Annotated in this window: 11 protein-coding genes; 7 read left to right on the top strand and 4 right to left on the bottom strand. The window is 59.3% G+C overall.

The features are described 5' to 3' along the window. Nucleotides 1–21 precede the first annotated feature (21 nt). The gene (locus BS630_RS29620; RefSeq protein WP_376774674.1) at nucleotides 22–993 is read right to left on the bottom strand and encodes an HAD family hydrolase; all 972 of its coding nucleotides are present in this window, start codon (nucleotides 991–993) and stop codon (nucleotides 22–24) included. A 109-nt stretch (nucleotides 994–1,102) separates the two neighbouring features. Continuing rightward, nucleotides 1,103–2,773 carry an arylsulfatase gene (locus BS630_RS29615; RefSeq protein ID WP_077980281.1) on the bottom strand — a complete coding sequence of 557 codons (1,671 nt, stop codon included), beginning with the start codon at nucleotides 2,771–2,773 and terminating at the stop codon, nucleotides 1,103–1,105. 299 nt (nucleotides 2,774–3,072) lie between these two features. On the opposite strand from BS630_RS29615, the gene BS630_RS29610 reads away from it, so the two are divergent. The 3 genes from BS630_RS29610 (at nucleotide 3,073) to BS630_RS29600 (ending at nucleotide 6,070) form a co-directional block, all read left to right on the top strand. Next, a complete protein-coding gene (locus tag BS630_RS29610) occupies nucleotides 3,073–4,968 on the top strand; it encodes a sensor histidine kinase (protein WP_077980235.1) in 1,896 nt (631 codons plus the stop codon). Then, nucleotides 4,965–5,603 (top strand): response regulator transcription factor, encoded by a 639-nt coding sequence (locus BS630_RS29605; protein ID WP_077980234.1) that lies wholly within the window; start codon nucleotides 4,965–4,967, stop codon nucleotides 5,601–5,603. The genes BS630_RS29610 and BS630_RS29605 overlap by 4 nt, the downstream gene beginning before the upstream one ends. Nucleotides 5,604–5,701: 98 nt before the next feature. Further along, nucleotides 5,702–6,070 (top strand): response regulator transcription factor, encoded by a 369-nt coding sequence (locus BS630_RS29600; protein ID WP_077980233.1) that lies wholly within the window; start codon nucleotides 5,702–5,704, stop codon nucleotides 6,068–6,070. 311 nt (nucleotides 6,071–6,381) lie between these two features. Here the strand turns inward: BS630_RS29600 and BS630_RS29590 are convergent, their stop codons facing one another. Then, on the bottom strand, nucleotides 6,382–8,004 hold the full coding sequence (locus BS630_RS29590) for a Fic family protein (RefSeq protein ID WP_077980231.1): 1,623 nt from the start codon (nucleotides 8,002–8,004) through the stop codon (nucleotides 6,382–6,384). Between the two features lie 577 nt (nucleotides 8,005–8,581). Here BS630_RS29590 and BS630_RS29585 point away from each other — a divergent pair. From BS630_RS29585 to BS630_RS29575, 4 genes are read left to right on the top strand one after another with little or no spacing between them, the layout of a single operon-like run. Continuing rightward, nucleotides 8,582–9,319, top strand: a complete 738-nt coding sequence (locus tag BS630_RS29585; RefSeq protein ID WP_077980230.1) for a phosphatase PAP2 family protein — start codon at nucleotides 8,582–8,584, stop codon at nucleotides 9,317–9,319. Nucleotides 9,320–9,364: 45 nt separating this feature from the next. Then, nucleotides 9,365–9,514, top strand: coding sequence for a hypothetical protein (locus BS630_RS37135; RefSeq protein ID WP_158081435.1), 150 nt, complete (start codon nucleotides 9,365–9,367; stop codon nucleotides 9,512–9,514). Between the two features lie 12 nt (nucleotides 9,515–9,526). Next, entirely contained in the window at nucleotides 9,527–10,279 is a 753-nt protein-coding gene (locus BS630_RS29580; RefSeq protein WP_077980229.1) for a COG4280 domain-containing protein, read from the top strand. Then, nucleotides 10,276–10,500: a hypothetical protein gene (locus BS630_RS29575; protein ID WP_065283859.1), complete on the top strand. Its 225-nt coding sequence runs from the start codon at nucleotides 10,276–10,278 to the stop codon at nucleotides 10,498–10,500. Before BS630_RS29580 ends, BS630_RS29575 begins: the two co-directional genes overlap by 4 nt. 147 nt (nucleotides 10,501–10,647) lie before the next feature. Here BS630_RS29575 and BS630_RS29570 read toward each other — a convergent pair whose 3' ends face one another. Further along, nucleotides 10,648–13,209, bottom strand: a complete 2,562-nt coding sequence (locus BS630_RS29570) for a GcvT family protein (protein WP_077980228.1) — start codon at nucleotides 13,207–13,209, stop codon at nucleotides 10,648–10,650. Nucleotides 13,210–13,418: the final 209 nt, after the last annotated feature.

Here is a 13,418-nt window from a genome sequence, read left to right as displayed (position 1 = left end):
TCCGGCGCTCCGCGCATTCCCCTAGTCCTTGAACACCTGCTTCCAGTCGGCCTTCATGTCGACGACGGTCCAGCCGGCGATGGAGGCGGCATCGAGCGCCTTGTCGAGGCGGCCGAATTCGGTTTCGCGGTCGTAGGCGTATTCGCGCTCGGCATCGGTATGATGGATCAGCACGCCGAGCCTGGCAGGCCCGCCGGCCATGGTCGTCCATTGCAGCATTTCGAGATCTCCGTCGGAATTGCCGAAGGCTGCAATCGGCCGCCTGCCGATCTGCTGGTTGATCCCGACGGGCTTGCCGGCCTTGTCGTCGATGAAATTGATTTCGGGGAGCCGAAAGAGGGTCGGTGTGTCGTCCTGCATCCTGAACTCGGTCTTGATCGACGAACCAATCACCTGCTCGGGCGGGACGCCATAGACTTTTTCAGCCCACGGTCGCATGAACTCTATGCCTCCGCCTGAAACGATGAAGGTCTTGAATCCGTTGGCGCGGAGATAGGCGAGAAGCTCGATCATCGGCTGGTAGACAAGCTCCGTGTATGGCCGCTTGAATTTCGGGTCGCGTGCTGAAGCAAGCCAATCGGTCACGACCTTCTGGAAATCGCCGCTGGTCATCCCCGCATGCGTGGTCATGATGAGTTCCATCAGGCCCTTTTCGCCGGATGCGGCGAGCGTCTTCATGTCGCCTTCGAGCACCGCCTTGAACGGCTGGGTTTCCTTCCATTCCGGATGCTGCGGAGCGAGTGCCTTAACGCGGTCCAGGGCGAAGGCGAGCTGGGTGTACATCGGATGTTCCACCCACAAGGTGCCGTCATTATCGAACACCGCGATCCGTTCGTTTTCCGGGACGAAGTCGGGCGATCCCTGACCGGTAACCTTTTCGACGAAAGAGACGATGGCAGCTTTCGAGGCTGTATCGTTCCAGGAGGGCAAAGGATCGCTTTGAGCGAATGGGGAAGTGGCATGAAGCAGTGCGGCACCGAGCGCAATGATCATGAGGCAGATCAATCGCGGCGCCAAGCGGACAAGAGACATTGGTCATTCTCCAGGGTTGGCAACAGGGAAAACAAGAACGGGCGGCGGCCTCGAGAGCCGCCGCTCTTTGTCAATTCCCGGTCGGGAGGGTGAGCGTCACGCCATCCTTGGCGAGTTGATCCCGCACCCATTGAAAGCGTTCATAGTTCGAGAGAGTGATCGGACCCGTGTAGCCGACGCTCTGCATCTTTCGGGGAGGATACTTCATGTAGGTCGCCATGATCTTCTGGAGCTCTTCGCCCATGACAACGCCCATCCAGGTCCGTTCCGCAAAGTTGTTCATGAAGATGTCATAGCGCTCTTGCGGATCCTGCCAGAGGTCGAACACCTGGGGAACCGTCGCGACATACTTGTCCGGCCCCTTCCAACCGAGGTTTGAATCAACCGCCAGTCCGCCGGTCGACGCTCCGTCGTCGCCACGAATATTGAACGCAAACTTGTAGTTATTGACCCGAATAGCACCTGGCGACAGCTCATTTTCAGTGAAGTAGAACCAGGATTTCCGTTCCGATTTCCCCGTGCCAAGGAGGATCGGCGACATATCATAGCTATCGAAAATGATTGGCTTGTTTTCGCGGTCCTCTGTCGGAAGAGGGACCGCGCCGACTGCGGCAAAAGTCGCCATTAGATCGAGCCCGCCGACGATGTCATGGTTCGACGTGCGAGGCTTGATCTTTCCCGGCCAGACCGCGATCGCAGGGACGCGATTGCCGCCCTCGCGCAACGTGCCCTTGGTGCCTCGCAAGGGGGTGTACCCGGCGTCCGGATAGACATCCTGCCAAGCGCCATTATCGGTGGTGTAGAAGACCAGTGTATTCCGGTCCATTCCCGTTTCACGCAGCTTGTCCATGATCCGGCCAATACGGGTGTCCAGCTCCACAATCGAGTCGGCATACTTGCTCTTGGACAGCGACTTGTGCTCGAATTCGGGCGCCGGCATGTTTGGCTGGTGCACCTTCATGAAGTTCACATTGATGTAGAATGGCTCGTCGGGCTTCTTGGCGGCGGCGTCGAGGAATTCCAGCGCTGCTTTTTCGACATAGCTGTCGAAGTAGGGGATGCCGACGACGCCCTCCTTGCCGTCGATAACCGGCGTATCGACATATTGACCGTTGACTTTGAAGTCTTCGGTGACAGGTCCACCGGCCTTGCCGGAGAGCGCCCCCTTCGTCACCCTTTGGAACATTTCACGCAGCTTCGGGTCCATGTCCGGAAACCACGTTGGGTCCGCGTAGGTGTAGGCATTCAGATGATAGAGGCCGGTGTACCGCATCTCGTCATAGCCTTGCGCAATCGGCAGAGCATAATCCGCTTCGCCGAGATGCCATTTGCCGGTGAAGTAGGTGTGATAGCCACCGCGTTTCAGCACGGATGCAAGCGTCCATTCGGCCGCGGGCAATCCGCCGCCCTGGCCTTGAAAGGCGACCGTCGTCATGCCGCTGCGGTTGGGAATGCGTCCCGTTTGCATGGCGGCGCGACCGGGCGTGCAGCTCGGCTGGGCGTAGAAGGAAAAGAAGGTCATGCCTTCGTCGGCCAGCTTGTCGATGTTCGGGGTCGGCATCCCGCGCCCTTCACCCCCGCCATAGGGGCCGAGATCGCCGTAGCCGGTATCGTCCGAAACGATGAACAGGATGTTGGGTTTTCGCTGAGAGTCCTGCGCTTGCACGGGCAAGGCTGCCAACCACAGAATGGTGGATGAAGCCAAGGCTCCGATGCAGCGGATAAGGATTCTGCCGTTCATGTCAAATCCCTCCGTTGGAGTTTGGTCGATGACGGTGTCGCTCGCGGCAAAGGTCTGCGATCGCATGCGTGCTCGACCGGACTGCTTTGAAAATGACGTTCCTGCCGTAGCTGTCTCCGGCGGGTTACGAAGCCGACCGCATATCTGCCCCGGCGCGTTGGACCTTAGCGAATACGGCCTTCGCCCGATATTGTACTTTGGGGAATCCCGCTCTCGGGAAGCAATCGAAAGTAGTGCTGTGGCAGATGACGTCGCAGCGGGAAGCTGTTATTGTTCGCCCGGCTTTGGGGGGAAAGCTGATGGGCTTGGGCAAATGGTCAGGTCGGTTATGCTGCACTGCCTTTTTGTTGGCGGTGGCCGGCCTGGGTGTGTGCCCTCGCCAGGCAGCAGCTTCCGACCCCTCGATTGCCGTGATCGACCGGGTTCCCCGCGTCCTCGTTCTCTATCCTTATGACGAGAGGGTCGCGGCGACGACCGCTGCCGGTGAGGCGTTGCGGAGCCGTTTGCTGCAGGCGACCAACGGCAAGATCGATCTGTTTTCCGAATTCCTTGATCTCTCGCGGTTTCCGGAAAACGACCATATCGCGCGCATGGCCCAATATTTGGGCGAGAAATACGCAGCACGCCGCCCTGACGTGGTCGTGGCCGTCGGCCGGGAATCCGCCAGCTTCATCGTCGCGAACCGCGGCACGATAGCTCCCGGCGCAAAAATCGTCGCCGCCGGTTTCGGCACCGCCACTGCCGAGAAAATCGCTTTGCCGGATGACGTGATCGGAGCCTTTTCGACATTCAACATTCTGAAGACGGCCGAGATGGCCCGGAGCCTGCAGCCCGATGCCCGCCACCTCTACATCGTCGGAGGCTCGTCCGACTTCGACCGGAGTTGGCTGACGACGGCCCGCGCGGATTTGAAACAGTTCTCCCAGTCCTTTGATACGACCACCTATCTGGAAGATCTGACGATCGACGAATTCGTCGAACGCGCATCCCGCGTGCCGCCCGACAGCATCATCCTGGCATTGACGGTCTTCAAGGATCGGACAGGGCGCAACTTCATTCCGCGCGACGCGATCAGGCAGATCGCAGCGACCGCCAGCGCGCCTGTCTACGGACCCTACCAGACCTACATCGATCATGGCGTCGTCGGCGGCAATACCGTCACATTCGATGCGCTAGGCCGCACCGTCGGCGACCTGGTCATCGATGCGATCGCCGGCAAGACGGTGTCCGATCTCGAAGCGCCCCAGACCTATGTCGCCGATGCCCGACAACTTCAGCGCTGGGGGCTTGCCGAACAGGATCTGCCGCCGGGCACGATCCAGATGCACAAGGAGAGGAGTCTCTGGGAGGAACACTGGGTCATATTGACGGCGGTGAGCGGTCTCCTGCTGGCGCAAGCTGGCATCATCTCGGTGCTGCTGCTCGAGCGGAGGCGGCGCCGCGACGCCGAGCGCAGCGCGCAACTTCATTTGCTGGAAGCCGTTCATCTCAATCAGTCCGCGACAGCCGGTGCGTTATCCTCGTCCATCGCTCACGAACTGAATCAGCCTCTTTCGGCAATCAGAAACAATGCCGAGGCAGCCTCGATGCTGCTGCGAAGCGAGAACCCGGATCACGAACTGATCCAGCAGATTCTCCTCGACATCCAGGAAGACGATCAGCGCGCAGGCGATATCATCAGCCGGATGAGAGGATTGCTCAAGAAAAGAGACGAGATCGATTGGCAGGAGTTCGATCTGAACGATGTGACATCGAGCGCAATCCGCATCATTCACGGCGAGGCGGAACGGCGCGGAATTAAGCTGACCTCAACCCAGCCGCCGGGCGAGCTGCCGGTACGTGCCGACAAGGTTCACGTGCAGCAGGTTATTCTCAACCTGGCGACCAACGGGATGGATGCCATGCTGAACGCGGTCCCGACCGGGAGAACGCTTAGCTTCGCAACTGGACTGGCGAACGAGAAGGCGGAGCTGCGGGTCTCCGACACCGGAGACGGCATTCCCGAAGAGAGGCTGATCCGCATCTTCGAGCCGTTCTATACAACCAAGCAGGCGGGTACCGGGCTTGGGCTTTCCATAGCCCGCGCCATTCTCGAGACCTATGGCGGGACGATCCGTGCCGACAACCGCCCCGAAGGAGGCGCAGTCTTTCGCGTGGCCCTGCCGCTCGCCCACAGGGAGGAACGATCGAGATGAAACCGATTGTCCATATCGTCGATGACGACAAATCCTACCGGACGGCGATCGCAAGGCTGCTTTCCGCACACGGCCTCAAGGTAGAAGCTCATGAATCCGGAGACCAGTTTCTCGCCGGCCTTTCCGCTTGCGAACCGGGCTGCGTTCTTCTCGACCTCCAGATGCCTGGTCAGTCCGGCCTGCAGATCCAACGGCGGCTGCGCGAGCTGGCGCCGCTATTGCCGGTCGTCTTTCTGACCGGAAAAGGAGACATCAAGGCAAGCGTCGAGGCGATGAAGGCGGGCGCCAAGGATTTTCTGGAGAAGAGTTCGAACACAGCGGCATTGATGGAGGCGATCGATCGCGCTCTCATCCAATATGAAAGGCAGCGGGCCGGACACGACCGCCTTCGAGCCCAGCAGGCCCTGGTGGCGGGGCTTAGTCCGCGCGAGGCTGAAGTGTTCCAGTTCCTCATTCGCGGCCGTCTCAACAAGCAGATCGCTTTTGCGCTCGGCATCTCGGAGCGCACGGTGAAGGTACATCGACATCAGGTCATGGAAAAACTTGGCGTGCGCTCGCTGGCAGAGGCGGTGTCGATCGCGGCGAATATTGGCCTCATCGAACAGGATACGGCATCGCCGGCGGGTGACAGGTGACTCCTTCCCCTTAGGACAATATCAATCGACCTCCAACTGGCCTACTCTGGCCAGGAACCGTCGATCTCTTATGTGTTCGAAAGAGGAGGGGGCATGAGGTGGAGAAGCTTCGCCGCACGGTCGCTGTCGTCGATGATGACGCAAGCCTGCGGCGCAGCCTCGGGCGGCTGCTCAACGCCTATGGTTTTCTGGCTGAGGAGTATGTGTCCGCCGAGGACTTTCTCGCTCGCGATCGGAAAAAGCCGATAGATTGCCTTGTCCTTGATATCGACCTCGGTGGCATGTCCGGCATTGATCTGCAACGCAGGCTGAAGGCCGAAGGATCTGTCCTTCCGGTAATCTTCATCACGGCGCTGGAATCCGGCGCCGTGAAGGCGGAGGCGGAAAAGGTGGGATGCGTTACTTATCTGCAGAAGCAATTTTCCGGAGCCGCGCTGATCGCGGCCATCAACAACGCATTGGCATGATGTCCATGGAGCCCATCCGGGCTCTCAGCCAAAGCGGGAAGGGTATCGTTGGCAAGGTGGGCTGATCCTCGCGACGCTGAGTTGAAGGAACATTCCCTCGTACACTCCATGGGAACGGCTCCCCGTCGAAATGCCTTTCCCCATCTCGCGGGTGGTGTCGAGACCATGGACGGCGGCCTCGCCGACCGCAAAAACTCGCTTCAGGAGCGCCGTGGAATGGGGCAGGGCCTTGAGGCGAGGACCGACATTATGAAAAGGGAGTTCGACGGCAGGCATGACCGGAGGTTCAACGCGGCGCACGGCCAGCAATCTTAGCGTTTTGGCTTTCGGTCCATGATGCGTTTATTGTATTTTGCCGCTAGCGCGGGTGCGGCGGCAAAGACGCGCTTTTCAATCTCATCCTTCTGTTCCTGTGACACTGCGCCAGGGCTGAACTCGCAAAGCGCTTCGATGACCTCCGCGCGAGAATGCCCGTACTCTCCAATGCTCTGAGAAATCACGCGGTCCTCGACAAATTGCCAATCTATCGTCGTAGGTTCGGTCGTTGCGAGTTCTTGGGCCGCTATTTTGCCTAAGGTACTTCTCGCGCCAAGCGATTGCTGCAGGGCAGTGATACCGCTGACGCGCTTTTGAAATTCCTCATCTTCATTGAAAGGTGGCTTGAAGGAAGACCGACTGGCAGCCTCTTTCGTGCGCGTCTGAGTGATGAATGACGGAACAGGCGGCTTTGGCGCATCTATCTCCCCATCTGTGAAAAGATTGGGGAATAGCCGCTCGCGGTAATCAAGCGGGAAAGCTATCCGCACGGGCGTTTTCGGTGAGGAGGACTTCAGAAAGCCACCATCGAGCAGGGCCTTCAATGTGTTTCGCGCTGTGCGGTCGGGCGACTTCGTGATGAAGCCGATATCACCGCGATCTATCGAGCCATGTTTCAGGGCTGCCGAGATGATGTCCGGGGCACGCTTATCGTCGATAACATCTTCGATCAATTTGCGATAACGGCTTTCAAGCTTGTCGAAAGAGAAGACAGCATTGGAAAACTGAATCTGATCAAGGGCCACCGACAAAAACCATTCGCAAAAGTCTTGAAGTGCCTTTGCAGAAAGATTGCCTCGGCCATCTCTATCATTCATCCGCTGCTGGTCGGCATGATCCATCATGCTTTTGTATTCTGTCTTGTCTTTGAGGCCACGGGCCAAGCCACGCGATATGGACCACAGCCCTTTCCCGCCCACACCTGCTTCCTGAGCCATGGCGTGCGACATCAGCCGGCTCACCCGGCCGTTCCCGTCCATGAAGGGGTGGATGAAGTTGAGACGATGATGCGCCGCCGCGATGGCGATGATCTTGTTGGTAGCTCCGGCCTGCGCGACTGCGTAGCGCTTGGAAAAATGTTCCATGAACGCTTTGACATACGCGGAGGATGGCGGCTGGTGCCGACCGACGGAGACATCGTCTTCGCTTTTTGATCTGAAGGCGCCGGGAACGATCTCGACCTTAGGTCCATCACGGCCTTCGACGAAGCGGAATTCTTCCGGCATCTCCTCATAAAAGCGACGATGTACCCAAGCGATGAACTCGGAAGATGTTGGTGATGGCAACGCACCATCCCGGCTCAAACGGTCAATTTCACGCTGAACGACAACATGCGCCTTTGCCTCCAAGACCAGAGGGCGCGTAGCCTCCTCAATTTCAACGCCCGCGAGCGCTCGCTCGATGTCCTTAGGACGCGTGTTGTGCCCTTCGATCAGGTTCGAGTAATAGCAGTTCATCACCCTCACGAGGTCAGAGAGCTCGAAGGCGGCGTCGTTGTGCAGGCCGTAGCCCAGCTTCGCAGCTGCCGCCTGAATCTCCACAACCAGATCGGAGATCGAGGATGGGATGCTTTCCTCGAAAAATGCGGGCTCAATTCGGGTCGGGACTTCTTCTGCCATTTTTTGCCGATCTTTTTATCTCGAAAACATGATTACATTTAGGAGGTTAACACGCCTAAATCAAGAAAATTGCCGATGTTGGTTGCCGATCTTTGAAGTTTGCAACATGTCGGTGGTTTTGCCGATAGTTGAAAACAAATTTGTATCAATAAATCACACGCTTACCTAAGACGTAGCGACAAATCTGCCGATGTTTCTTGCCGATCTTCGCTGCCCACAGTTCGCCATGAATATCAGGCGGATTCCGCATCTGACGGCCAGGGATCTGGCGAGCTTCACCAGTCTCATCGACCAGGATATATAGGATCGCTGGCGGGGTGATCGGAGCCCTTTCCCTTAGGGCGGCGGCAGCAACGCGTTTTTTCCGACCCGCCTGCGGCAGACCTTTGCCAGGACGCGACCGGATCAATACCTTCCCCCATCACGCGGGTGGCGCCGATGAACCATGGAGGCGGCTTCGCCGACCCTAAAAACTCGCTTCAGGAACGTTCTTGCATGCAGCTGGGCCTTGAATCCTGAGGTCGCGTTGCCAATCTGGCGAGGACCGGCATCATGTAAAGGGAGCTCGACGGCAGGCATGACTGAGGTTCAACGACAAGGTTTTCTCACAAGGCTTACCGCCTATGAACCGCTGACGCTGATTACGCTGGCGTCGATCGCGGGCGGACTGTTCGTGCTCCAGCGGCTGACGAGTGAAGTCCTGGAAGGCGAGTCCTTTCGCTTCGATGAGGTGATCCTGCTGGCGTTGAGACGTGCGGACGATCTTGCCGTGCCGATCGGCCCCGGATGGCTGACTCATGCCGTCGACGATATCACCGCCCTTGGCGGCATCACCGTTCTCTCGCTCCTGACGGCTCTGATCACCATCTATCTTTTGTTCGACCGGCGCTGGCCGATCGCTATCTTCGTCTTTTCCTCGGTGCTGACCGGCTGGCTGGCCAGCGCGACACTGAAGATCCTTGTCGCCCGGCCGCGTCCCGATATCGTTCCGCATCTGGTCGAAGTGAGCGATCTCAGCTTTCCTAGCGGACATGCCATGGTGTCGGCGGTAACCTATCTGACCCTAGGCGCGCTTGTCGCGCGAACGCAGCGTTATCCGTCGACGCGGATCTTCGTCATGGCCGCCGGCGTCTTCCTTGCCGTCATTGTCGGTTTGAGCCGGGTCTATCTCGGAGTCCATTACCCCACGGACGTCTTCGCCGGATGGTGCGCAGGTGCGCTCTGGGCGCTCGGCTGCTGGCTGATCTCGAAGCGGTTCATTCCGAGCCGCGCTCCTGACGCTGCCGCCGAGGCTGAAAACGGTGACAGAAGATAGCTCTCCCAAGTCTCGTCCATCGCGTTGACGGCGGAGAGATAGGGGATGTCGATCAAGGCGGATGCGCTTCCAGATTTTCGATTTCATCCTTCAATACCTTCATGCACAATCTTTAGCCGCGCACGCCTGTTTCCTTTCTCGCAGCTGTTGCGCAGTGCTGCCGGCATCAACAACGCATTGATCTCCGCCGTATAACGGACAAAAACCATGACAACTCTGACAACGATCACCTCGACGGTCGCGGCCGCATTTCTCGGATCCTTCGTCGAGGTTGTTGAAGCCTTCACTATCATCCTCGCCGTCGGCGTCACGCAAAGCTGGCGGCCGTCCTTTATCGGCACCGGTCTTGCGCTCGGCGTTCTGGCCATCCTTGTGCTGGCGCTCGGTCCATTGCTCGGCCTCATTCCGCTCGAGCTGATGCAGTTCGTCATCGGAACGCTGCTCGTTCTCTTCGGCCTGCGCTGGTTGCGCAAGGCGATCCTCAGGGCTTCGGGCTTCATCGCGCTGCACGACGAGGACAAGGCCTTTGCCGCCGAGACGGACAGCCTGAGGCGCCAATCCTCAGAGCGCCGCGCCAATCTCCTGGCGGGCATTGCCGCCTTCAAGGCCGTTCTGCTCGAGGGGATTGAGGTGGTGTTCATTGTCATCGCCACCGGCGCCGCGCATGGCATGATCGGCTATGCCAGCCTTGGGGCCGCTGCGGCTTGCCTTTTGGTGCTGATCATCGGCATCTTCGTGCACAAACCGCTTTCGGCGGTTCCGGAGAACAGTCTCAAATTTGTCGTCGGGCTACTGCTCAGCGCCTTCGGCATATTCTGGGTCGGCGAGGGCATCGGCGCCGACTGGCCGGGCGCCGACCTTTCGCTCCTGGCGATTCTTGCCGTGCTTGCCGTCTTTTCCTTCGCCGCCGTCCGGATGCTGCGCCAGTATTTCAACGCCCATGCCGAGGTCGCCGCATGACGAACATTCTTAAAGTCGTGTTCAAGGAATTCTTCGGCATGTTCATCGACGACGGCGCATTGGCGCTGGCGGCGCTGCTGCTGATCGCTGTCGTCGGCGTGCTGGTGAAATTCGCCCATGCCGACGCGCTGCTCGCCGCCGCTCTGCTTCTCCTCGGCTGCCTGCTGATCCTCGCCGAGAGCGTGGTGCGCGCGGCGCGGAAGAAGTTTCAGGGGAAATAGCCTCGAGCATGATGCCGACAACATCATGCTCTATTTCTTTGATTTAGAGCAGCTATTGGGCCCCTGGAACAGGTGTCACCAGCGAGCTCATCGAGCCGCCGTTCAGCGTGGCGCCCCGTGTTTGCGGCGCCACATGCACGTGAGTGCTCAGCTGCGCGGCTTCAGATTTTCCGGGTCATAGATCGGCTTGTACCCGACGCCGACAACCTCGACCGGAAAAGTTTCGGCGAAATATTCGACATTCAGCCTGCGTCCGACCTGGCAATGCGACCAAGGCAGATAGGCCAAGGCGATGTTCTTTCCGACCGTTGGGCCGTAGGCGACCGAGGTCGTGTAGGACCGACGGCCAAGCTCGTCGACCAGAACCTCTCCCGTGGCGGGATCGACAACCGGCATATTGCCGACGGGATAACGCTTCACGCCTGATTTGTCGGTGTTCTCGGTCATCACAAGCGTGCAGAGCATGGCCGGCTGGTGTTCGCGCGCCTTGTATTCCAGATGTTTTGCCTTGCCGCGGAAATCGGCTTCCTTGACCTTCGGACGGGCGAGATCGGCTTCGATCAGGTTGTACTGGGTCAGCAGGTCGGCGTTCTGCAGGCGTAGGCTCTTTTCCATGCGGCGCGAGTTTGCATAGGTTTCGACGCCGAAGGCCATCACGCCGGTCGACCGCAGCGCATCCCAGACGGCGAGGCCGTCTTCGTACTTCATGTGCAATTCCCAGCCCTGCTCGCCGACATAGGAGATGCGGAAAGCGGTGACGGGCTTACCGGCGATTTCGATCGGCTTGATCGCCGCAAAGGCGAAATTTTCCTGATCGAGCCCGGCCGGATCGGCCACGGCCTTCTTCAGCGTGTCGCGCGCGTTCGGACCCCAGATGCCGATCGTCACGAATTTTTCCGAGACGTCGGTGATGATCACGTCGAGGCCGCGGTCTTCGGCGACGCGTTTCATGTAGTGCAGGTCGCGCGGGCCGGCATCGGCGCCGTTGACGAGACGGCATCGATCGGCCATGCGGAAGACTGTGAAGTCAGCGCGCACCATGCCTTCGTCGTCGAGGAAGTGGGTGTAAATGCCCTTGCCGATGTTTGCATCGCCACCGATCTTGGCGGCGCACAGCCATTCCATCAGTTCGACATGGTCGGGTCCCTCGATATCGACCATGTGGAAGTGGCTGAGATTGACGATGCCGCAATCCTCGCTCATCGCCAGATGCTCGGCATTCGATACGCGCCAGAAATGGCGGCTGTCCCATTCATTCTCGCGGACCGGGACGCGGTCGGCGTATTTCTCCAGAAGGTGTTCGTTGGCGGCGTAGCCATGCGCACGCTCCCAGCCGCCAAGTTCCATGAAGTAGCCGCCGAGTTCCTTTTCGCGTTCGTAGAAGGGCGAGCGCTTGGCGTTGCGGCCGGATGCATAGGGTTCGCGGGTGTGAACAGCCGGGAAATAGATCTTCTGGGCGGCTTCGTAGCAGCGGCCCTCGATGAACTCTTCCGTCAACTGATGCGGATAGAAGCGGGCGTAGTCGATGCTGTTGTGATCGATTTCAGTACGGCCATCGGTCATCCAGTCGGCGATCAGCTTGCCATAGCCCGGGCCGTCCTTGACCCAGATGGCAACGCAATACCAGAGCCCGCGCACCTTCTGGCTCTCGCCGCAGGATGCGCCGCCGCCGGCGGACACCTGCAGCAGGCCGTTGAAGGAGTGACCTTCGTTATAGCCGAGTTCGCCGAGGATCGGCGTCAGTTCCATGGCGCGCTCGAGCGGCTCGATGATCTGTTCCATCTCGAGATCGCGCTGCGAGGGCGAAAGGCGCGCTTCGTGTTTTTCGAGAAGATCGCGCGGATGGCACATGCGCGGATTGGTGGCTTCGTAATAGCCCCACTCGATCTGGCCGCCCTCCGTCGTCGCCGGGTCGCCGGTATCGCGCATATAGGCGGAGTTGCCCTGGTCGCGCAGCAGCGGGAAGCCAATTTCCTTGCCGGTGCCTTCGAATTCGTTATACGGGCCGAAGAAGGTGAGCGGGTGGTCGACCGGCATGACCGGCAGGTCTTCGCCCACCATCTCCGCGATCAGGCGTCCCCAGAGGCCGGCACAGACGATGACGCGGTCGGCCATGATCGTACCGCGATGGGTGACGACGCCCTTGATGCGACCGCCTTCGACGATCAGCGACTTCGCCGGCGTGTTACCGAACACCTTGAGCTTGCCGGCCTTTTCGGCGGCATCGACCAGCTTGCCGGCAACGGTCTGCGAGCGCGGAATGACGAGGCCGGCATCGGGATCGTAAAGGCCGCCCATCACCTGATCTTCCTCGATCAGCGGGAACTTCTCCTTGATCTCGGAAGGGCTGACATAATGAGCGCGCGTGCCGAAAGCGCGTGCCGAGGATAGCTTGCGCTTTATTTCCTCCATCCAGGCATCGTCGCCGGTGCGCGCCACTTCGAGGCCGCCGATGCGGGCGTAATGGCCCATCTTCTCGTAGAAATCGATCGAATATTGCGTTGTCCAGACCGACAGATAGTCGTGGCTCGTGGTGTAACAGAAGTCCGAGGCATGGGCTGTCGAGCCGATATCCGTCGGTATGCCCGACTTGTCGATGCCGACGATATCGTCCCATCCCCGCTCCACGAGATGATGCGCGATGGAGGCGCCGACGATACCGCCGAGCCCGATGATGACGACCTTTGCCTTTTCCGGAAATGCTGCCACGTGCTGTTCCTTCTATTTATCGCACGAATTAAAATGCCTAACCGCGCTTGACGTACGCTTCGCGCGTGAGATGCAGGAGCCATGTCAGCGGTAGGGGTGTCACATTTGCCGTAGCAGCGGAACCCCAAGACCGCTGCGCATGGACGCTGCGATGAGGGTATTATGCAGAAGGCTCATGATCGTCGTTGGTCCTATGCCGCCTAGTAACG

The sequence above is a fragment of the Rhizobium laguerreae genome (genome assembly GCF_002008165.1).
GTDB classification, from domain to species: Bacteria; Pseudomonadota; Alphaproteobacteria; order Rhizobiales; family Rhizobiaceae; genus Rhizobium; species Rhizobium laguerreae.
Note: the sequence above shows the minus strand (reverse complement) of the source record. Positions and strands in the feature narration are given on the sequence as shown.

What these genes read in the sequence shown, in the direction of transcription:
- BS630_RS29620 (WP_376774674.1), bottom strand. Translation starts at nt 993, where the DNA reads ATGATCATTGCGCTCGGTGCCGCACTGCTTCATGCCACTTCCCCATTC.
- BS630_RS29615 (WP_077980281.1), bottom strand. Translation starts at nt 2,773, where the DNA reads ATGAACGGCAGAATCCTTATCCGCTGCATCGGAGCCTTGGCTTCATCC.
- BS630_RS29610 (WP_077980235.1), top strand. Translation starts at nt 3,073, where the DNA reads ATGGGCTTGGGCAAATGGTCAGGTCGGTTATGCTGCACTGCCTTTTTG.
- BS630_RS29605 (WP_077980234.1), top strand. Translation starts at nt 4,965, where the DNA reads ATGAAACCGATTGTCCATATCGTCGATGACGACAAATCCTACCGGACG.
- BS630_RS29590 (WP_077980231.1), bottom strand. Translation starts at nt 8,004, where the DNA reads ATGGCAGAAGAAGTCCCGACCCGAATTGAGCCCGCATTTTTCGAGGAA.
- BS630_RS29585 (WP_077980230.1), top strand. Translation starts at nt 8,582, where the DNA reads ATGACTGAGGTTCAACGACAAGGTTTTCTCACAAGGCTTACCGCCTAT.
- BS630_RS37135 (WP_158081435.1), top strand. Translation starts at nt 9,365, where the DNA reads ATGTCGATCAAGGCGGATGCGCTTCCAGATTTTCGATTTCATCCTTCA.
- BS630_RS29580 (WP_077980229.1), top strand. Translation starts at nt 9,527, where the DNA reads ATGACAACTCTGACAACGATCACCTCGACGGTCGCGGCCGCATTTCTC.
- BS630_RS29575 (WP_065283859.1), top strand. Translation starts at nt 10,276, where the DNA reads ATGACGAACATTCTTAAAGTCGTGTTCAAGGAATTCTTCGGCATGTTC.